This is a genomic window from Microbacterium sp. NPDC055910, assembly GCF_042271185.1.
In the GTDB taxonomy this organism is placed as follows: Bacteria; Actinomycetota; Actinomycetes; order Actinomycetales; family Microbacteriaceae; genus Microbacterium.
On the sequence record NZ_JBHJZS010000020.1, the window covers coordinates 1 to 20,206 of the forward strand.

Consider the following 20,206-nt stretch of genomic DNA (forward strand, 5'->3'; position numbering starts at 1 on the left):
GACTGCGGGTGAACCCCGCAGTCTCGGCCGCCCGTTGCAGTCTCGCCGTCAGGGGCAGGCGGTGACGAGCGACGCGGAGCGCTCGCGGGTGCGGATCGCGCGGTTGACGCTCGAGACGACGGCCTTGAGCGACGCCGTCGAGATGTCACCGTCGATGCCGACACCCCAGAGCCGGTCGCCGTCGACCTGCAGCTCGACGTAGGCGGCCGCCTGCGCGTCGCCGCCGGCGCTCAGCGTGTGCTCGACGTAGTCGTAGAGCGAGATGTCGAACCCGTGCGCCCGGACCACTTCGAGGAATGCGGCGATCGGGCCGTTGCCGTGAGCCGTGGCATCCTGCACTTCGTCGCCGTCGCGCAGACGCACCGCGAGCTCGACGTCGCCGGTCATGTCGCTCGTACTGCGCGTCGCGAGGATCTCGAACCGACCCCAGCGGTCGGCCTCGGCCGCCGCGGGCAGGTACTCGTCGGTGAAGACCGACCAGATCTGGTCGCTCGTCACCTCGCCGCCGTGCTCGTCGGTCTTGGCCTGCACGACGCCCGAGAACTCGATCTGCAGACGACGCGGCAGGTCGAGCGCGTGGTCGGTCTTGAGCAGGTACGAGACGCCGCCCTTGCCCGACTGCGAATTGACCCGGATGACGGCCTCGTACGAGCGGCCCAGGTCCTTCGGGTCGATCGGCAGGTACGGCACGGCCCAGTCGATCTCGTCGACCGTGACACCGGCGGCGTCGGCGCGGGCCTGCATCGCCTCGAAGCCCTTCTTGATGGCGTCCTGGTGCGAGCCGCTGAACGCCGTGAAGACGAGGTCTCCCGCCCAGGGGCTGCGCTCGGGCACGGGCAGCTGATTGCAGTACTCGGCCGTGCGCTTGACATGGTCGATGTCGCTGAAATCGATCTGCGGATCGATGCCCTGTGTGAGCATGTTGATCCCCAGCGCGACGAGGTCGACGTTGCCCGTGCGCTCACCGTTGCCGAACAGGCATCCTTCGATGCGGTCGGCGCCGGCCAGGTACCCCAGCTCGGCGGCGGCGACCCCCGTGCCGCGGTCGTTGTGCGGGTGGAGCGACAGAATGACGTTCTCACGGTGATTCAGGTGACGCGACATCCACTCGATCGAGTCGGCGTACACGTTGGGCGTGGCCATCTCGACGGTCGCCGGCAGATTGATGATGACCTTGCGCTCGGGGGTCGGCTCGAAGACCTCGAGCACGTCGTTGCAGATCTCCAGAGCGAACTCGAGCTCGGTTCCGGTGTAGGACTCGGGCGAGTACTCGTAGTAGACGGTCGTCTCGGGGATGCGCTTCTCGTACTCGCGGCACAGACGCGCACCCGACAGGGCGATGTCCTTGATGCCCTGCTTGTCGGTGCGGAACACCACGTCGCGCTGCACGATGCTCGTCGAGTTGTACAGGTGCACGATCGCCTGCTTGGCCCCCGCGATCGCCTCGTACGTGCGGGCGATCAGGTGCTCGCGCGACTGCGTCAGAACCTGGATCGTGACGTCGTCGGGAATGAGGTCGTCTTCGATCAGCTGGCGCACGAAGTCGAAGTCGGTCTGGCTCGCCGAGGGGAACCCGACCTCGATCTCTTTGTAGCCCATCTTCACGAGCAGCTCGAACATGATGCGCTTGCGCTCGGGGCTCATCGGATCGATGAGCGCCTGGTTGCCGTCGCGCAGGTCGACGGCGCACCAGCGCGGGGCCGTCGTGATCCGGTTGGACGGCCACGTGCGGTCGGGCAGATCGACCCGGATCTGCTCGTGGTACGGCCGATACTTGTGGATCGGCATTCCGGAGGGCTGCTGGGTGTTCTTCATGATTCGTCGCTTCTTTCATCGCCCGATCGGGCTGGCTGAGTGCCGGATGGATAGCGGACCAACGACGATCGCCGCGACGAGGAAGGTCCTAGATCGAGGACTCGTCGCGGCGGCTAAGAAGAAGGAGCCCGCCGAAGCGCATGGATAGATGGTAACAGGACCGGATCGGGATGAGACGAATCGGCCGCGCGCGACACTAGAACGACATGACACGTCACCGCCGATACCTCCTCGCCCTCGTCGTGGGCGCGGCATCCGCTCTCGTACTCGCGGGGTGCGCGACGCCCTCCGCGTCCGATGCTCCCCCGGGCGCCTCGCTGGGCTCGGTCTGGCCGGCGCCGCCCGAGGGCGACGTCATGGCGCAGGGCACCGTGCTCGACACGGGAGGCGACCCCCAGCTGTGTCTCGGCGCGATCGCCGAGTCCTATCCCCCGCAGTGCTCCGGCATCCCGATCGAAGGGTGGGATTGGGAGGGGCTCGACGGACACGAGACGGCGAGCGGCGTCACATGGGGCGCGTATGCCGTGCAGGGCACGTACGACGGCGACACCTTCGTGCTCACGGAGGACCCCGTCATGCTGGCGCTGTACGACCCGATGGTCGCGCCCGATCCGACCGGCGGCGAACCCGGGGCGGGCACGGAGCCGCAGCTCACCGAGCTGCAGGACGAGCTGCCCCAGCGCCTCGGCGATGCCTACCTGATGTCGATGCCCGAGAACGGGTGGCTGCTGGTCGACGTCGTCTGGGACGACGGCACGTGGCAGAAGGCCGCGGATGACGACTTCGGCGAGGACATCGTGCTGATCCGATCGGCGCTGACCCCCGTCGCGGGGTGAGGCACCGGGTTTCCGCGACGCCGTGCATGCACGTACCCCGCCTGGCTTCCACGGGGTAAGGGCATCACTGTGACGCGGTCGGATCGTCGCAGATCGCGTCGCGCGAACTGCCCGCGCAGTACCGGTGAAAACCAGACGGGAATGTCGGAGGCCCTTGGCAGAATCGTGGGTATGGACGCACTGCTGGATCACCTGAAAGAGGTCATCGAGCAGTCTCGCGGGGTCGTGTCAGACACCCTCGGCTCGGGTCGGATCATCGATGCGTCCGACACCCACGTCGTGACGGCCATGACGCTCGCGGCCGAGCTGCAGCGACTCACCGACGCGGTTCTCGTCGAGACGGTGGGCGAAGTGTCCCGACGGTCAGTTCAGCGCGACCGCGATCTGCGGCTGACGACGCGCAGGGGCTGCCATGACGTGAGTGAACTCGTCCAGCGTCACACGCGTCTCGCCCCAGCCACGGCAGCTCGTCTGATCCGCGGAGCGAAGCCGACCATGGTGGGGATCTCGTTCGCCGGGTCGCCGATCGAACCCCGGCTGCCCGCTCTGCGCGACGCGCTGCTCGACGGCGAGGTCGGCGTCGACGGGCTTCTCGCCGTCTCCGGTCCGCTCGAGGGAATGGGGCGCCGGGTCGGGCGTGACGACCTGCTCGCGGCGGATGCCGTGCTTGCGGCCGAAGCGCGCGGCGAAGGTCCGGAAGGTGCGCCCCCAGCGTGTGCCGAGCTGCTGCGCGTGCAGGCGCTCGCGTGGTCGGCCTACCTCGACCAGGACGGCGCCGAACCGCGCGAAGAGCGCGCGATCCGACTGCGCGGAATCACGCTCGGCAGCGTGCGCGACGGCCTCGTGCCGATCCGAGGGATGCTGCTCCCCGAAGTCGCGGCTCAGTTTCGGCGCATCAGCGATGCGGTGACCTCGCCCCGGGTCGACGGCAGCGCCGGAGTGCGATTCCGCCCCTCAGCCGAAGCGACCGGCGATGCCGACGACGAGTTCGCCCCCGTCGACCCGCGCACGTGGACGCAGAAGCAGCATGACGCTCTGGCGACGGCCCTGTTCGTCGCAGCATCCAGCGAGCAACTGCCCACGATCGGCGGCGCTGCTCCGACGCTCGTGGTGTCGGTCCGAGACCGCGATCTCGTCTCGCAGACGGGCTGGGCGCACGTCGACGGGAGTGACGAACCCGTATCGCTGGCCAGCGCACGGCACGCGGGCTGCGCTGGCGTCATCCAGCGCGTCCTCCTTGGCGGCAACGGTCGAATCAAGCAGATCGGCACGGAGGAGCGTGTCTTCAATCGCCACCAGCGCCGGGCGATCGCCCTTCGCGACGGCGGCTGCATCATTCCCGGCTGCGGTGTGCCCGCAGGCTGGTGCGAAGTGCATCACGTCATGGAACACGCCGAGGGCGGCCCGACGCATTGCGACAACGGAGTGCTCCTCTGTTGGGCGCACCATCGGTTCCTCGGCCACATCGGGTGGCGGATCCGCATGAACAGGGGCGTTCCCGAGGTGCTCGCACCCGACTGGATCGAGACCCGACCTCGATGGCGCGCCGTCACGAAATCTCCGACCCGGATTCTCGATCTCATCGGCGGCCGGCGCACATGACACGCGGTCGTGGCTCGGCTGGAGTGCCGCGACTCGACGGGGCTGACGCGACGCGTCACCGGGTGGGGTAGCTTCGGCAGCATGAGCTTCGACAACATCGTGCAGGTACTGGATGAGACCGCGGTCGTCGCCGTGGTCACGACGAAGGCGAACGGGCAGCCGGTCGCCACCCCGATCTGGTCCATGGTGATCGACGGCGTGCCGTACATCCGATCGGTCAACGGCCCCGAGGCCGCGTGGTACCGCCATGTGCGTGCCGGCCGGCCGGTCGCTTTCGCGCTCGGTGACGGATCGATCGCCGAGCGGGATCGCGTCGCCGCGTTGGCTCTCGAGCGCGAGGAGGTCACCACCTCGTACGTTCCCGTCGACGACGAGGTGCAGGCCGAGATCGACGACGAGCTCTGGCGCAAGTATGCCTCGAGCCCCGACTCGGTGCGGATGATGCTGAGCGCCGACGCGCGCGCATGCACCCTGCGCGTCGAGGAAGCGCGCTGAGCGCCTAGGCGTGTCTCCCATCCGCGGGATACCCGCCTAAATGTTGTCGGCCGTCCTGCTGTTCACGCGTCGGAGAACGTCGTAGTCGATGTCGAGAAGTTGTCGGAGCGCGGCACCACCCGTGGGCGTGACCACGATCGCGCGGCTGGACTGCGACTTCCGTACCCAATGTCGCTCGAGAAAGACGCTGGCGATGTGTGCGCCGACAGCGCCGCCGAGGTGAACGCGCCGCTCCGTCCAGTCCAGGCAGGCGCGAGTAGCCGTCCGCCGGGCCGGCTCGTAGGGGGCGTGCAACGTGTCGTGGAACCACGCCGCCCCGTGGGGGGTGAGGTCGAGCGATTCCTCGGTCAGAATCCCCCGTTCGACCATCCCGTCCGTGATCCCGATGCCCAGCGCCCCCGCCAGGTGGTCGTAGCAGGTGCGTGCGTGGGCGAGCGCAGCGTTGATGGATGCTTGTCGCAGGCTGCGTATCGGTTCGGGGGGCCGGTGGCCGAGTGCGGCGACGGCCTCCAACGCGCCAGCCACGTTCGCGCCCGCGAGCTGAACATAGCGATGCCGGCCTTGGCGGCGTTCGGCGAGAAGACCCGACCCGACCAGACGGTTCAGATGCTCGGTCGCCGTCGAGGCGGCCACGGACGCCTGCTGCGCCAATTCGCGCGCGGTCCATGCTCTGCCGTCCATGAGCGCAACGAGCATGCGAGCGCGCGTCGTGTCGGCCATCGCGGCAGCGACGGACGCGAGATTCTCCGCGGTCACGTGGTCGAGTATGCACCGGTCATCGTTCGGCGTCCACCGAACTGATCTGCCTTCACAATGGCACGCATGGGAATTCTCGATGATCCGCAGTTCACAGTCCCGCGTGTTCCGTACGCATCCGCAGGGATCGCCTGGCTCCGCGCGCATGTCGCGCGCTTCTCTGAGGGCGCGGACCACGAACGAAGGCGCCAGCTGGCTGTCCGCCTCCTCGATGAGATCGATCCAGGTTCGCTCCGTCGGCCAGGTCATCCGGTGTCCACGCTCGCTGAGGCGCTGGGCCTCCCGCGAGAGGTCGCTGCTGATGTCGAGGTTGTAGCGGCCAGCTATCAGCCGCACGATGGCGAAACCCCAGGTGCCGATGCCGCGGTTGCCCGCCTCGTCGTGGCTGCCGGGGGTCAATGGGATGAGGAAACGGCGACGCGAATCGGTCTGCTGGTTCAAGCCTGCGGCGCGACGCGATCGCTGATCGCGGGCCACGAACCTCCCGTGCCTTCCACGCGCCGGATCTCGCCCTCCGGCGAGGAAGTCGTCGAGAGCCTCGACGGTCGGCCGTTCGGTGCCGGGCGACACTCATGCCCCGGCGAGGCTCATGCCGTCGCGATCGCGGAGGGGGCTTCGTCGTTTCGGGGGCTGCATCACGCGAAGGAGCCTCTCGTGCTCCCCAACGCGTGGGATTTCGCTTCGGCTGCGGCCCTTGTCGAACAGGGGTTCTCGGCAGTGGGGACGACGAGTCTGGGCGTCGCCGCGTCTCGCGGGCTTCCAGACGCCGCCGGTGCGACACTCGACGAAACGCTCGCGCTGGCGAGGTCGCTCGTTTGCCTGCGGGTGCCGATCACCGTCGACATCGAGGCGGGCTTCGGCGCGGATCCCACTGCGCTGGCCGCAGAGCTCACGACAATCGGCGTGGCCGGCGTCAACATCGAGGACGGTCGCGGCACAGGCCTGGAATCCGTCGAACGCCAGCGCGCACTCATCGCCGGGTTCAAGAGCGCAGCGCCGGAACTGTTCGTCAACGCCCGTACCGACACTTACTGGCTTGGAGCGCAGACAGAGGAGACGATCCGGAGGGCCCGCGAGTATGTCGACGCGGGCGCAGACGGGATCTTCGTGCCCGGGCTCAGGGATCCGCACGAAATCGAGAAGCTGGTCTCCGTGCTCGGCGATTCACCGCTCAATGTCTTGGCCGAGCTCCCCCTCCCGCAGCTTCACGAGCTCGGTGTTCGACGTATCAGCACCGGCTCCAGGCTGTTCCGCACCGCGATCACGCAGGCTGTCCGCTCTGCCGTGGCCTATCGCGATGGCCTCCCCGCGCCGGATGCGATGTCGTACGACGACGTCGAAGCAGCCCGCGTTCGAGCGGTGCGACGATGACCCGCGCGAACCCGGATGCTGCCTAGAACCCCAGTCGGCCGAGCTGCTTCGGGTCGCGCTGCCACTCCTTCGCGACCCTCACGTGCAGCTTGAGGAAGACGTTCGTGCCGACGAGCGGTTCGATCTGCGCGCGGGCACGCGCGCCCACGTCGCGCAGGCGCGACCCTCGGTGGCCGATGATGATCGCCTTCTGACTGTCGCGTTCGACGATGACGTTCGCGTGGATGTCGGTCATCGACCCGGTCTCACGCTGCGACATCTCCTCGATCGTCACGGCGATGGAGTGCGGCAGTTCGTCGCGGACGCCCTCGAGAGCGGCCTCGCGGATGATCTCCGCGACGCGATCCTCGAGCGACTCGTCGGTCACGACATCGTCCGGATACAACGGCGGGCCTTCGGGCATGAGCGAGAGAAGCTCGCCGGTCAGCACATCGAGCTGTTCGTGCGTGAGCGCTGACAGCGGAATGACCGCCGCCCAGTCCTCGCGCAGCTGATCGACCTCGATGAGACGCGCTGTGATCTGCTCACGGGTCGCGGCATCCGTCTTGGTGACGATCGCGACCTTCTTCGCCCGCGCATAGCCTGACAGCGATTCGGCGATGCGCCGGTCACCGGGGCCGACCTTCTCGGTCGCCGGGACGCAGAATCCGATGACGTCGACGTCGCCGAGCACCGTCTCGACGAGGTCGTTGAGACGCTGCCCCAGAAGCGTGCGGGGCTTGTGGATGCCGGGGGTGTCGACGATCACGAGCTGGCCGTCGGGACGATTGAGGATGCCGCGGATCGCGCGGCGCGTCGTCTGGGGCTTGTCGCTCGTGATCGCGACCTTCTCGCCGACGAGGGCGTTGGTGAGCGTCGACTTGCCGACGTTCGGGCGGCCGACGAACGTCACGAACCCGGAACGGTGAACCGTGGTCTCGGGATCGGTCATGGTGTCTCCTCGTTCTGGGGTCTGCGGGGCTCACCCGTGCGCGCTGCCCGGACTTCGCCGGTCCGCGGCAGGCGAAGCTCTCCGGTCCGGGGGCTGCGGCCCGCGTCGACGGGCGTCTCACCGCGTTCGACGAAGACGGTCGAGATCCCCCGACCGCGGCCGCGCGAAGCGCCGCCGGTGAGCACGAGGCCGGCGTACTCCGCCGCCGCGCCGGGATGGGGGATGCGCCCGAGCGCTTTGCCGAGCAGTCCGCCGATCGAATCCACGTCCTCGTCTTCGAGTTCCATGCCGAACAGGTCGCCCACTTCGTCGAGACCGAGACGCGCGCTCACGCGGTAGCGCCCGGGTTCGATCTCGCTGACCTCGTCGGCGCGCGGGTCGTACTCGTCGGCGATGTCGCCTACGAGCTCTTCGATGAGGTCTTCGAGCGTCACGAGCCCGGACACGCCGCCGTATTCGTCGATCACGAGACAGGCATGCACGGCTTCGCGCTTCATCTGCTGCAGGAGCGACTCGGCCTTCATCGACTCGGGTACGAACACGGCCGGGCGTGCGACGCGCGTGACCGGCGCGTCCGCCCACGCTGCCTCGTCGCGGAACGCGAACTGCACGAGGTCCTTCAGATAGAGCATGCCGACGAGGTCGTCGGCTTCGTCATCGACGATCGGGATGCGCGAGATGCCCTTCTCGAGGAAGGTCCTCATGGCGTCGCGGGCCGTGGCCGCGGCATCCACCGTCACCATGTCGGTGCGCGGCACCATGACCGTTCGCACGATCGTGTCGGTGAAGTCGAAGACCGAGTGGATGAGCTCGCGGTCGTCTTCTTCGATGAGCTCGTTCTCGGTCGCTTCGTCGATGATGCTGAGCAGCTGCTCCTCGGACGCGAACGACGCACTGCGCCGGACTCCCGGGGTGACACGCGTGCCGAGCGCCACGAGACCGTGCGCGAGCGGACCGAGGATGAGCCGCACGCCGCGGATCACGGGAGCCGCCGAACGCAGCAGGCGCGTCGCGTGCTGCCGACCCCACGCGCGGGGACTCGCGCCCACCACGACGAACGAGATGCCGGTCATGAGCACGACGGCGGCGAGCATCGCCCACCAGATGTCCTCGAACAGGATCGTGAGGGCCACCGTGACGAGGACGGCAGCGCCCGTCTCGGCGAGGATGCGGATGAAGACCACGGCGGTCGCGTGGGCTTCGGGGTCGGTGGCGATCCGCTGCAGCGACGACGCATTGCGTCCGCCGTCCTCACCCATCTCGGCGAGGTCCGCTCGCGATGTGACGGCGAGGGCCGCATCGATCGCAGCCATGAGGCTGCCGAATGCGATGAGCAGAACGGCAGCGAGAAGTAGCAGGCCGGCGATCATGCGCGTCGTCGGCGCTCGGCCGACTGGAAGCTGGTGATGAGCTCCTTCTGAAGGGTGAACATCTCACGCTCCTCGGCGGGCTCGGCGTGGTCGAAGCCGAGCAGATGCAGAAGTCCGTGGGTGGTCAGCATGACCAGTTCGTCCATCGTCGAGTGGCGCGCCGCCGCCGCCTGGGTCTCGGCCACCTGCGGGCACAGCACGATGTCGCCGAGCAGCCCCGGGGGCGTCGGGGCGTCATCCGTGCCGGGGCGCAGTTCGTCCATGGGAAAGCTCAGTACGTCGGTCGGCCCGGGCTCATCCATCCACTGCACGTGCAGCGACTCCATCGCGCCCTCATCGACGAGCAGGATGGCCACGTCGGCGTCGGGACTCACGTGCAGGTGAGCGAGGTTGTGCTCCATGAGCCGCAGCAGCACCGTCTCGTCGGCGGGCATGCCGGATTCGTTGCCGATCTCGATCGTCATGAGCGTCCTCGCTTGGGGAATCGGTCGCGGGGCCCCGTGGGGCGCTGTGCGGCGCGTCGCTCGGCGCGATTGGCCAGTTCGGACGCCTCGTCGCGTTCGCGACGGCCCGCCAGCCGCCGCTCGTCGTACTCGGTGTACGCGTCGACGATGCGCCCCACCAGCGTGTGGCGCACGACGTCGGCGCTGGTCAGCTGCGCGAAGTGGATGTCGTCGATGTCCCCCAGGACGCGCGTGACGAGGCGAAGCCCCGACGCGCCCTCGGGCAGGTCGATCTGGGTGATGTCGCCCGTGACGACCATGCGGGTTCCGAACCCCAGGCGCGTGAGGAACATCTTCATCTGCTCGGGAGTCGTGTTCTGCGCTTCGTCGAGGACGACGAACGAGTCGTTCAGGGTTCTGCCTCGCATGTAGGCGAGCGGCGCGACCTCGATCGTGCCGCTGGCCATGAGCTTGGGCACGAGCTCGGGATCCATCATTTCGTTGAGCGCGTCGTACAGCGGTCGCAGGTAGGGGTCGATCTTGTCGGTGAGCGTTCCGGGCAGGAAGCCGAGACGCTCCCCCGCTTCGATCGCCGGACGGCTCAGGATGATGCGGCTGACCTCTTTGCGCTGGAGCGCCTGGACGGCCTTGGCCATCGCGAGGTAGGTCTTTCCCGTACCGGCAGGGCCGATGCCGAACACGATCGTGTTCTCGTCCATCGCGTCGACATACGCCTTCTGCCCGAGCGTCTTGGGCCTGATGACCTTGCCGCGCGACGAGAGGATCGCTTCGCCGAGCACTTCGGACGGACGGGGTCCGCCCTCGGTGCGCAGGATGCGGCTCGACGACGAGACGTCAGCGGGTTCGAGACCTTGCCCTGCCCTGGTCATCTCGATCAGCTCGTCGACGAGCGCGCGCGCGGCCGTGACGACGTCGGGTGCTCCCGTGAGCGTGATCTCGTTCCCGCGCACGAGCACGTCGACGTCGGGGTGTTCGGCCTCGACGACGCGCAGGAGGCGGTCCTGCGGGCCGAGCAGCTGCACCATCGCGACGCCGTCGACGTACACGCGTTCGACGGTCGCGCCGTCGGGGATGTCGTCAACCACCGAGGCTCTTCTCTGACAGGCCGCCGCCGAGGACGTGCGCGTGCACGTGGAAGACCGTCTGTCCCGCATTCGGACCCGTGTTGAAGATGAGCCGGAAGTCGCCGTCGGCGTGCTCGGCGGCGAGGGAGTTGGCGAGACCGACGAGCTCGGCGAGCAGCTCGGGATCGCCCGCGGCGAGCTCGACGACGTTGCGGTACTCCTCGGTCTTTGGGATCACGAGAAGGTGCACCGGGGCCTGCGGCGCGATGTCACGGATCGCGAAGGCATTCTCGGTCTCGGCGATGATCTCGGAGGGGATCTCGCCGCGGAGGATCCGCGCGAAGATCGACGATTCGCTCATTCGGACAGTCTAAGCGGCACGCGTCACCAGCGGCCGAGGGCCGCACTCACGGCGGCGAGAGCCGCGGGGCCTGCCGTCGAGGTTCGCAGCACGGTGTTGCCGAGCCGCACGGCGCGCGCACCGGCCTCGCGCAGCGCGTCGAGCTCGTCGGGGGCGATACCGCCCTCCGGGCCCACGACGAGCAGCACGTCCGCACCGCCGTGCCACGGCTCGCCCGATGCATCCGCTCCCGTCGGCGGGCCGAGGATCTCGGTGAGGCGGTCCGTTGCGGACGGCTCGAGCACGAGCATGACGGATGCCGCGGCGCGGCCGGCAAGCTGCTTCGTGGTCGTGAGCGGCTCGATCTCGGGAACCCACGCACGATGCGCCTGCTTCGCCGCTTCGCGCACGATCGTGGCCCAGCGTGCGCGCCCCTTCTCGGCCTTTGCCTCCGCCCACCGGGACACGCTGCGCGCAGCCTGCCACGGCACGATGGCGTCGACGCCCAGCTCGGTCGCGGCCTGCACGGCGAGCTCGTCGCGGCCCCCCTTCGCGAGGGCCTGCACGAGCACGACGCGCGGCACGGGCGGCGGCATGTCGCGGCGCGCGTCCACGCGCATGACCACTTCGCGCGGCGTCACCGAGACGCACTCGCCGGTGAGCCACGCCCCGCGACCGTCGCCGACCGTGACCTCTTCGCCGACGCGCACGCGTCGCACGGTCGCGGCATGGTGGGCTTCCGCGCCGGTCAGGGCGACCTCGTCACCCGCCTGCGCGTCGGTGGCCTCGTCGAGCAGAAAGTGCAGCGGCATCCGTCATCCGTTCCGGAAACGGTCCCGCAGCTTCGAGAAGAGGCCCTGGTGGAACTCGGTGAGCTTGGGACCGGGCGCCTTCGTGCGCTTCGCGAAGTCCTCGATGAGCGCGCGCTCCTTGCCGTCCAGGCGCGTGGGGGTGACGACGTGCACGCCCACCCGCAGGTCACCGCGCTGCGTGCTGCGCAGCGGCGTGATCCCGCGGCCCTTGATCGTCAGCACATCGCCGGCCTGCACGCCCGGTCGGATCTCGAGCTCGACCGGACCGTCGAGCGACTCGATCGTCGTCGTGGTGCCGAGGATCGCGTCGGGCATCGACACGTCGAGCGTCGCGAGCAGATCGTCGCCGTCCCGGCTGAAGACGGCGTGCGGCGTGACGTTCACCTCGACGTACAGATCGCCGTTCGGGCCGCCGGCCGGTCCGACCTCGCCGGAACCGGGCAGCTGCAGGCGCAGTCCCGTCTCGACACCCGCCGGGATGTCGAGAGACACCGTCCGACGAGAGCGCACGCGACCCTGGCCCTGACACGTCGCGCAGGGGTAGGGAATCGTCGTGCCGTAGCCCTGGCACACGTTGCACGGCTGCATCGTGACGACGTTGCCGAGCAGACTCCGCACCTGTCGCTCCACGTTGCCCCTGCCATGGCAGATGTCGCAGGTGACGGGCGATGTCCCGGGCTGGCAGCACGAGCCCTCGCACGTCTCGCACAGGACGGCGGTGTCCACTTCGATGTCGCGGTGGACGCCGAAGACGACATCCTGCAGGTCGAGCGTGACGCGCACGAGCGCGTCTTGACCGCGCTCCCGCCGGGAACGCGGTCGTCCGCTGCGGCCGCCGCCCGCCGCGCCGAAGAACGTCTCGAAGATGTCGCCGAACCCGCCGAAGCCGCCGGCGCCGCCGAGCGGGGAATCGCCGCCCATGTCGTAGCGCGCCCGCTGATCCGCATCGCTCAGCACGTCATAGGCGTGCGTCACCTCTTTGAAGCGCTCCGACGCGTCGTCCCCCGGATTGACATCGGGGTGCAGTTCGCGAGCGAGGCGTCGGTACGCCTTCTTGATCTCGTCGGGGGTCGCGTCGCGTCCGACGCCGAGGACCTCGTAGTGGTCAGCCACTGTCGCCTTCCGTCCGCGGATTCGCCGCGGGGTCGTGTCATGCCGTCACCGCGTCAGCGGGCGGCTTCGTCTTCTTCGAGCAGCCGCGTGAGGTAGCGGGCGACCGCCCGCACCGCGGCGAGGTTGTTGGAGTAGTCCATACGCGTCGGGCCGAGCAGCCCCACGCGCGCGCGCGAACCCGTCGCGTCGTAGTCGCTTGCGAGCACCGAGGCCTCGGTGAGGCCGAAGGCCTCGTTCTCGCGCCCGATGCTCGCCGCGAGGCCGTGCTCGTCGGCGACCATCTCGCTCATGAGGGTGAGCAGCGTCACCTGCTCTTCGATGGCCTGCAGCAGCGGATAGATGCTGCCGCGGAAGTCCGCCTCACGACGGGCGAGATTGGCCGAACCGGCCATCACGAGCCGATCCTGCCGGAACTCTTCGAGTTCTTCCGCGACGGTGCGGGCGATCGCACTGATCGCCACGTCGCGCGACGAGGTGCTCGCCGCGCGCACGGCGGCGTCATCGGCGATGCGCTGCAGCCCGTCGCGGACAGGACGCCCCACGACGAGGGTCGCGATCTCGGCGCGGATGCCGCCGAGCTCGGCCTCGTCGTAGTCGTCGCCCACGAACGCCAGACGCTGCGAGACGCGGCCGGTGTCGGTCACCACGACGACGAGCATGCGCCCGCCGCCGATCTGCACGAGCTCGACGTGCGTGAGCTTGGCTCGCGCGAACGACGGGTACTGCACGATCGCGACCTGGCCGGTCAGCTTCGTCAGCGCCCGCACCGTGCGGGAGAGCACGTCGTCGAGGTCGCCCGAGCCGTCGAGGAACGACGAGATCGCCGAGCGCTGCGCCGTGCTGAGCGGACGCAGCTCGGCGAGGTGGTCGACGAAGACGCGGTATCCCTTGTCGGTCGGCACACGGCCCGATGACGTGTGCGGAGCGGCGATGAGCTCTTCGTCTTCGAGCTGGGCCATGTCGTTGCGGATCGTCGCGGCCGACACGCCGAAGGCGTGCCGCTCGACGATCGACTTGCTGCCGACGGGCTCGTGGGTGTCGACGTAGTCCTGCACGATCGCCCGCAGCACCTGCAGACCTCGTTCGCTGACCACGGGCGGCTCCTTCGAAATATCGTTGCTGGCACTCACCGCAAGAGAGTGCCAATTCTAGCGGATGCCCGCACGACAGTCCGTCATGAGGTGAGGGCTCGCACGACCGCGTCGGCGAGAAGGCGACCGCGCAGGGTGAGCACGATCCGCCCCGCGATCGCGGCGGCACCCTCGACGAGTCCGTCGGCGATGAGACCGGCCACGGCGCCGCGCGTCGCAGGCGGAAGCTCGGCCACCGGCATCCCCTCTCGGATGCGCGTGCGCAGCAGCACGCTCTCGAGCGCCCGGGCGGTGGCATCCGGTGTCTCGCGCCCGGCGGCGGGTGACTGACCCGACGCGAGCCGCTGCGCGTAGGCGGCGGGGTGCTTGACGTTCCAGAAGCGCGTCCCGGCGATGTGGCTGTGCGCTCCGGGACCGAAGCCCCACCAGTCGGTGCCCGTCCAGTAGGCGAGGTTGTGGCGCGACCGGTCGGCGACCGTGCGCGACCAGTTCGAGATCTCGTACCAGCCGAACCCGGCGTCGGCGAGCACGCGGTCCGCGAGCTCGTACATGTCGGCCTGCAGGTCGTCGTCGGGTGCCGGCACCTCGCCGCGCCGGATCTGCCGCGCGAGCTTCGTGCCGTCTTCGATGATGAGGGCATACGCCGAGACGTGGTCGGGCTCGAGGGCCGTCACCGCATCGAGCGAGCGCTGCCAGTCTTCGAGCGACTCCCCCGGTGCACCGTAGATGACATCGAGGCTCACCCCGAGTCCCGCGCGACGAGCCGCCGTCACGGCCGTCGCGACGTTGCGCGGTTCGTGCGTGCGATCCAGGGCCGCGAGCACGTGCGGCACGGCGGACTGCATGCCGATCGACAGACGCGTGACACCGGATGCCGCCAGATCGGCGGCCACCGCATCGGTGACGGTGTCGGGGTTGGCCTCGACGGTGACCTCGACGTCGTGCGCGAGGCCGAAGCCGTCGCGCACGCCGGACAGCATGCGTCCGAGGTCGCCGGGCGGCAGCAGCGTCGGTGTGCCCCCGCCGAAGAAGACCGTGGCGGCGGGACGGATGTCGCCCCGCTCGGCGAGCACTTCGCGGGCCAGGGCCACTTCGCGCAGCAGGGTGTCGGCGTATTCGTCCTGTCGCGTGCCGCGCAGCTCGGTCGCCGTGTAGGTGTTGAAGTCGCAGTATCCGCAGCGCACGATGCAGAACGGCACATGCAGGTAGACCCCGAACGGGGTGACCGGATCGACCAGTACGCCGTCGGGAAGACGCCCGTCTGGCGGAGCAGGGTCGCCGAGCGGAAGTGCAGCGCCCATCGTCAGGCGGGCGTCGTGTACAGCGGCGAGATGGCACGCAGGTAGCGCGTGAACAGCTCGCGGCGGCGACGTCGAGTCAGGCCGGGCAGCAGGCGGTAGAGCAGCGCTGCGGGCGCGTCGAACGCGCGAACCGTGAACCAGACCTCGTCGTTGTCGCGCCAGTCGAGCATGAACGACTCCTCGCCGCTCACGACCGATCCGCCGACCGTGCCCAGCGCGAAGCCGATGCGGCGCGGCTCCTCGACGACGAAGATGACACGCAGCTCGGCATCGCCGTTCAGGCCCCCGGCACGCCCGTGCAGTCGCACGGTCGTGCCGCTGGAGACGTACGGCGTGCCGTCGGCGTCGAAGCGCTGCTCGGCATCGGTGCGGCTCGGCGCGACCGGGTTGCCGTCGGCGTCGAATCCGACGCCCGAGTACATCGGTCCGGCTGCCGGGCGCACGTCGGTCAGCGCGAAACCCGCGCCGCGCTGGGCGCCCCACGAGAGCAGCGCTTCGCCGGCGCTGCGAAAGCGCTCCTCACCGCTGCCGATCCGCCAGGACTCCTCGGCGGGGATGCTGCGCTCGGGCGGGTAGCCCATGAGGTCGGCGGCCTGCGTCGCCCCGACGGCGGCGTAGTCGACGGTTCCGTCTCGGAAGGTTCCGCGGCGCATGCAGGCCTCCTACTTCGAGCTCTTGCCGTCGGTGTCGCCGGAGAGCGCGGCGATGAACGCCTCCTGCGGGACTTCGACGCGGCCCACCATCTTCATGCGCTTCTTGCCTTCCTTCTGCTTCTCGAGCAGTTTGCGCTTGCGGCTGATATCACCGCCGTAGCACTTCGCCAGCACGTCCTTGCGGATCGCGCGGATGTTCTCACGCGCGATGATGCGTGCGCCGATGGCAGCCTGGATCGGCACTTCGAACTGCTGACGCGGGATCAGCTTGCGCAGCCGCTCCGTCATGAGCGTGCCGTACGCGTACGCCTTGTCGCGGTGCACGATCGAGCTGAACGCATCGACCTTCTCGCCCTGCAGCAGGATGTCGACTTTGACCAGATCGGCCGTCTGCGAGCCGGTCGGCTCGTAGTCGAGGCTCGCGTAGCCCTGCGTGCGGCTCTTGAGGTGGTCGAAGAAGTCGAAGACGATCTCGCCGAGCGGCATGTCGTAGCGCAGCTCGACGCGATCCTCGCTCAGGTAGTCCATGCCCAGGAGCGTGCCGCGGCGGCCCTGGCAGAGTTCCATCACGGTGCCGACGTAGTCCTTGGGCAGCAAAATGCCGACCTTGACGACGGGCTCGGTGACCTCGGCGACGCGTCCGTCGGGGTATTCGCTCGGGTTGGTGACGGTCACCGTCTCGCCGGTGTCGGTCGTGACCTCGTAGGTCACCGACGGCGCGGTCGTGATGAGGTCGAGGCCGAACTCGCGCGACAGCCGCTCGGTGATGATCTCGAGGTGCAGCAGTCCCAGGAAGCCGCAGCGGAAGCCGAAGCCCAGCGCGACCGAGGTCTCGGGCTCGTACTGCAGCGACGCGTCCGAGAGCTTGAGCTTGTCGAGCGCTTCGCGCAACTCGGCGTAGTCGCTGCCGTCGATCGGGTAGACGCCCGAGAAGACCATGGGCTTCGGGTCGGTGTAGCCCGGCAGCGCCTCGGCGGCGGGCTTGCGCAGGTTGGTGATCGTGTCGCCGACCTTGGACTGGCGCACGTCCTTCACACCCGTGATGAGGTAGCCGACCTCACCGACGCCGAGTCCCCTCGAGGGCACGGGCTCGGGGCTCGACACGCCGATCTCGAGCAGCTCGTGGGTCGCCCTCGTCGACATCATCTGGATGCGCTCGCGGGGCTCGAGCTTTCCGTCGACCATGCGGACGTAGGTCACGACGCCGCGGTAGGAGTCGTAGACCGAGTCGAAGATCATGGCGCGTGCCGGCGCGTCGGCGTCACCGCGCGGAGGCGGGATCTGCTCGACGATGCGGTCCAGCAGCGATTCGACGCCCAAGCCCGTCTTTCCGCTGACGCGCAGGACGTCTTCGGGGTCGCCGCCGATGAGGCCGGCGAGCTCGGCCGCGAACTTCTCGGGGTCGGCGGCGGGCAGGTCGATCTTGTTGAGGACGGGGATGATGTGCAGGTCGTTCTCGAGCGCGAGATAGAGGTTCGCGAGGGTCTGCGCCTCGATCCCCTGCGCGGCGTCGACGAGAAGGACAGCGCCTTCGCACGCCGCGAGACTGCGCGACACCTCGTAGGTGAAGTCGACGTGCCCGGGGGTGTCGATCATGTTGAGCGCGTACGTCGCGTCCGGTCCCTGCGCCTGTTGGAGCGCCCACGGCATGCGCACGGCCTGCGACTTGATCGTGATGCCGCGTTCGCGCTCGATGTCCATCCGGTCGAGGTACTGAGCGCGCATGTCACGGTCGGCGACGACGCCCGTGATCTGCAGCATCCGGTCGGCGAGGGTCGACTTGCCGTGGTCGATGTGAGCGATGATGCAGAAGTTCCGGATCATCTCGGGCGGAGTCGCGGACGGCTCGAGAGGCTTCAGGGCGCGCGGTGACATATCCTGTCGATCCTACCCGGCGGGCGCGGGGTTAGCCTTGTGGCCATGGCGGTCCAGGTCGTGTTCGTACACGGCATCCGCACGTCCGCCACGATGTGGCGTGCTCAGGTCGCCCATCTCGAAGAGCGCGGTCACGCCGCGACGGCGGTCGACCTGCCCGGTCACGGTGCGCGACGGACGGAGATCTTCGACCTCGACGAGGCCTTCGCCACGATCGACGCGGCCGTGACGGATGCCGCGACCCGGGGTCCCGTGCTGCTCGTGGGGCACTCGATGGGCGGCCTGCTGTCGACGGCCTACGTGGGCGCGGAGCAGCGCCCTGCGGTCGCGGGCTTCATCGCGGCATCCTGCACGGCGCTTCCGCGGGGTGTGGGACTCACCGCCTACCGGTTCCTCGCGCGGCGCTTCGATGCGCTGCCCGATCGCGGGATGTGGCTCAGCAATCGCTGGCTGGCCTCGACGCTTCCAGTCGAGACGCGTGCCGACTTCGGCGCCGGCGGCTACGCCTTCGATGCTCAGGACGTCGCGCTGCGCAGTCTGTCGGTGCTGGATCTGCTCGCCGCTCTCTCGCGCATCGACATGCCGCTGTGGTTCGTGAACGGTCAGTACGACCAGCTGCGGGTCAACGAACGGCTCTTCACGAGGATCGCCCCGCACGCCGAGCTCGTCGTCGTGCCGCGCACGTCGCACCTCGTGACGGCCATGCGCCCGCGCGTCTTCAACGCCGTGCTCGATCTCGCGATCGCGACACTCGACGTGCGGGATCAGGCAGTGCACGAGAACTGATAGAGTCGGTGATTGGCTTGCGTGTGGGTTCTGCCCTCACGACCGCCGACGCGACGGCCCTCTCCCGGCGCCCGGCACTTCCATCGAATTCACTCCGAACGAAAGACGTCGAACGTGGCGAACATCAAGTCGCAGATCAAGCGCAACAAGACCAACGAGAAGGCGCGCGAGCGCAACAAGACCGTCAAGAGCGAGCTGCGGACCGTCATCCGCAACACGCGCGATGCCGTCGCCACGGGCGACAAGGCCGCAGCCGAGACGGCGCTCAAGCAGGCGACGAAGAAGCTCGACAAGGCCGTCAGCAAGGGCGTCCTCCACGAGAACCAGGCCGCGAACCGCAAGTCGGCCATCGCGAAGCAGGTCGCCGCTCTCTGAGCCGCATGATCTACAGGCCCGTCCCTCCGGGGGCGGGCCTTTCGTGTTGCCGGGGATGCCGCGGGGCAGGGCGGGACCGCTGGTCAGGCGCCGAAGGGCGCGCGCGTGGCGATGACCGTGATGAGCCGCTCGAGGGCGAACACCGGGTCGCGCGAGCCGCCCTTGACCTCGAGATCGGCCCGCGCGGCCGCCTGGATCGCCATGCCCAGCGTCGTTTCGTTCCACCCCGTGAGGTCGCGGCGCGCGCGATCGACCTGCCAGTCCTTCAGGCCCAGGCGCGCCGCCATCGCCGACGACGACTCGCGGTGGCCCGCGACCCGCGCCATGGTGCGCAGCTTCGACGCGATGGCCGCGACGAGCGGCACGGGATCGGCGCCGGATGCGAGGGCGTGGCGCAGTGCGACGAGCGCGTCGCCGTAGCGGCCGGCGATCGCCGTGTCGGCGACGGCGAACGCCGAGGTCTCGACGCGACCGCCGTAATAGCGCTCGACGACCTGGTCCGTGATGTCGCCGGGCACATCGGAGATCAGCTGCTGGCAGGCGGCGGCGAGCTCGGTCACATCGTCGGCGAAGGCCGACACGAGGGTGCGCAGCGCGGTCGGAGCGATGCGCTTGCGTACGGCGGCGAACTCGCCGGCCGCGAAGTCGAACCGATCCGAGTCGCGCTTGATCGCGGGGCAGGCGATCTCGATGCCGCCGCCGGTGCCGGCGCGGATCGCGTCGAGCAGCTTCTTGCCGCGCACGCTCGCGCCGGTGTGCCGCAGCACGACCGTCGCACCATCCTGCGGGCCGGCGAGGTAGGCGATGGCTTCGGTCAGGAAGGCGTCGGAGCATTTCTCGACCCCCGACACCCGCACGAGACGCGGCTCGCCGAAGAGCGAGGGCGAGGTCATGCCCAGCAGCGAGCCGGACGTGTAGTCGTCGGCGCGGAGGTCGGACACCTCGAGGCTCGGATCCTCGGCCCGGAGGAACTCGCGGACCCCCGCGATGGCCCGCTCGGCGCACACCTCTTCGGGGCCCGAGACGAGCACGATCGGCGCGGGTTGCGGTGCGCGCCACGACACCTGCGGGATGACCGACTTCGATGCTCGACCCGACGACGCGGAGGATCGTCGGGGTGCGGCAGCCATGACTTCAGCCTACCGACCGGCACCGA

At 69.1% G+C, this 20,206-nt stretch carries 20 protein-coding genes; 6 read left to right on the top strand and 14 right to left on the bottom strand.

Annotated elements, in window-relative coordinates; genetic code table 11:
- Positions 1 to 48: 48 nt before the first annotated feature.
- Positions 49 to 1,815 (bottom strand): 2-isopropylmalate synthase, encoded by a 1,767-nt coding sequence (leuA, locus tag ACFC3F_RS09640; protein ID WP_376128881.1) that lies wholly within the window; start codon positions 1,813 to 1,815, stop codon positions 49 to 51.
- Positions 1,816 to 2,021: 206 nt separating this feature from the next.
- Here leuA and ACFC3F_RS09645 point away from each other — a divergent pair, with 206 nt between their 5' ends.
- The 3 genes from ACFC3F_RS09645 to ACFC3F_RS09655 all read left to right on the top strand — a co-directional run bounded on the left by ACFC3F_RS09645 (position 2,022) and on the right by ACFC3F_RS09655 (position 4,748).
- Positions 2,022 to 2,651 (top strand): hypothetical protein, encoded by a 630-nt coding sequence (locus ACFC3F_RS09645; RefSeq protein WP_376128882.1) that lies wholly within the window; start codon positions 2,022 to 2,024, stop codon positions 2,649 to 2,651.
- A gap of 171 nt (positions 2,652 to 2,822) precedes the next feature.
- The gene (locus ACFC3F_RS09650) at positions 2,823 to 4,253 is read left to right on the top strand and encodes a DUF222 domain-containing protein (protein ID WP_376128883.1); all 1,431 of its coding nucleotides are present in this window, start codon (positions 2,823 to 2,825) and stop codon (positions 4,251 to 4,253) included.
- Between the two features lie 81 nt (positions 4,254 to 4,334).
- Positions 4,335 to 4,748: a DUF2255 family protein gene (locus ACFC3F_RS09655; protein ID WP_376128884.1), complete on the top strand. Its 414-nt coding sequence runs from the start codon at positions 4,335 to 4,337 to the stop codon at positions 4,746 to 4,748.
- 36 nt (positions 4,749 to 4,784) lie between these two features.
- Here the strand turns inward: ACFC3F_RS09655 and ACFC3F_RS09660 are convergent, their stop codons facing one another.
- Positions 4,785 to 5,981: an ArsR/SmtB family transcription factor gene (locus tag ACFC3F_RS09660; protein WP_376128886.1), complete on the bottom strand. Its 1,197-nt coding sequence runs from the start codon at positions 5,979 to 5,981 to the stop codon at positions 4,785 to 4,787.
- Between the two features lie 9 nt (positions 5,982 to 5,990).
- On the opposite strand from ACFC3F_RS09660, the gene ACFC3F_RS09665 reads away from it, so the two are divergent.
- Positions 5,991 to 6,875 (top strand): isocitrate lyase/phosphoenolpyruvate mutase family protein, encoded by an 885-nt coding sequence (locus tag ACFC3F_RS09665; RefSeq protein WP_376128971.1) that lies wholly within the window; start codon positions 5,991 to 5,993, stop codon positions 6,873 to 6,875.
- 22 nt (positions 6,876 to 6,897) lie between these two features.
- Here the strand turns inward: ACFC3F_RS09665 and era are convergent, their stop codons facing one another.
- The 11 genes from era to lepA form a co-directional block, all read right to left on the bottom strand.
- Positions 6,898 to 7,806, bottom strand: coding sequence for a GTPase Era (gene era / locus ACFC3F_RS09670; RefSeq protein WP_376128888.1), 909 nt, complete (start codon positions 7,804 to 7,806; stop codon positions 6,898 to 6,900).
- Positions 7,803 to 9,176 (bottom strand): hemolysin family protein, encoded by a 1,374-nt coding sequence (locus ACFC3F_RS09675; RefSeq protein WP_376128890.1) that lies wholly within the window; start codon positions 9,174 to 9,176, stop codon positions 7,803 to 7,805. The genes era and ACFC3F_RS09675 overlap by 4 nt, the downstream gene beginning before the upstream one ends.
- Positions 9,173 to 9,640, bottom strand: a complete 468-nt coding sequence (gene ybeY / locus ACFC3F_RS09680) for an rRNA maturation RNase YbeY (RefSeq protein ID WP_376128892.1) — start codon at positions 9,638 to 9,640, stop codon at positions 9,173 to 9,175. The genes ACFC3F_RS09675 and ybeY overlap by 4 nt, the downstream gene beginning before the upstream one ends.
- Complete coding sequence (locus ACFC3F_RS09685) at positions 9,637 to 10,665, bottom strand: PhoH family protein (RefSeq protein WP_376128973.1); 1,029 nt, start codon at positions 10,663 to 10,665, stop codon at positions 9,637 to 9,639. Before ACFC3F_RS09685 ends, ybeY begins: the two co-directional genes overlap by 4 nt.
- 52 nt (positions 10,666 to 10,717) lie before the next feature.
- A complete protein-coding gene (locus ACFC3F_RS09690; protein WP_376128894.1) occupies positions 10,718 to 11,065 on the bottom strand; it encodes a histidine triad nucleotide-binding protein in 348 nt (115 codons plus the stop codon).
- 23 nt (positions 11,066 to 11,088) lie between these two features.
- Entirely contained in the window at positions 11,089 to 11,856 is a 768-nt protein-coding gene (locus tag ACFC3F_RS09695; protein WP_376128896.1) for a 16S rRNA (uracil(1498)-N(3))-methyltransferase, read from the bottom strand.
- Positions 11,857 to 11,859: 3 nt separating this feature from the next.
- The gene (dnaJ, locus tag ACFC3F_RS09700; protein WP_376128898.1) at positions 11,860 to 12,969 is read right to left on the bottom strand and encodes a molecular chaperone DnaJ; all 1,110 of its coding nucleotides are present in this window, start codon (positions 12,967 to 12,969) and stop codon (positions 11,860 to 11,862) included.
- 53 nt (positions 12,970 to 13,022) lie between these two features.
- On the bottom strand, positions 13,023 to 14,063 hold the full coding sequence (hrcA, locus tag ACFC3F_RS09705) for a heat-inducible transcriptional repressor HrcA (protein WP_376128899.1): 1,041 nt from the start codon (positions 14,061 to 14,063) through the stop codon (positions 13,023 to 13,025).
- An 80-nt stretch (positions 14,064 to 14,143) separates the two neighbouring features.
- Positions 14,144 to 15,361, bottom strand: a complete 1,218-nt coding sequence (gene hemW / locus ACFC3F_RS09710; RefSeq protein WP_376128901.1) for a radical SAM family heme chaperone HemW — start codon at positions 15,359 to 15,361, stop codon at positions 14,144 to 14,146.
- Positions 15,362 to 15,363: 2 nt separating this feature from the next.
- On the bottom strand, positions 15,364 to 16,014 hold the full coding sequence (locus ACFC3F_RS09715; protein WP_376128903.1) for a DUF1990 family protein: 651 nt from the start codon (positions 16,012 to 16,014) through the stop codon (positions 15,364 to 15,366).
- Positions 16,015 to 16,023: 9 nt separating this feature from the next.
- Positions 16,024 to 17,889, bottom strand: coding sequence for a translation elongation factor 4 (lepA, locus tag ACFC3F_RS09720; protein ID WP_376128905.1), 1,866 nt, complete (start codon positions 17,887 to 17,889; stop codon positions 16,024 to 16,026).
- Between the two features lie 45 nt (positions 17,890 to 17,934).
- Here lepA and ACFC3F_RS09725 point away from each other — a divergent pair, with 45 nt between their 5' ends.
- Positions 17,935 to 18,675: an alpha/beta hydrolase gene (locus ACFC3F_RS09725; RefSeq protein ID WP_376128907.1), complete on the top strand. Its 741-nt coding sequence runs from the start codon at positions 17,935 to 17,937 to the stop codon at positions 18,673 to 18,675.
- Positions 18,676 to 18,789: 114 nt separating this feature from the next.
- Positions 18,790 to 19,050, top strand: coding sequence for a 30S ribosomal protein S20 (rpsT, locus tag ACFC3F_RS09730; RefSeq protein ID WP_376128908.1), 261 nt, complete (start codon positions 18,790 to 18,792; stop codon positions 19,048 to 19,050).
- Positions 19,051 to 19,133: 83 nt separating this feature from the next.
- On the opposite strand, the gene holA is transcribed toward rpsT, so the two are convergent.
- Positions 19,134 to 20,180, bottom strand: coding sequence for a DNA polymerase III subunit delta (holA, locus tag ACFC3F_RS09735; protein ID WP_376128910.1), 1,047 nt, complete (start codon positions 20,178 to 20,180; stop codon positions 19,134 to 19,136).
- Positions 20,181 to 20,206: the final 26 nt, after the last annotated feature.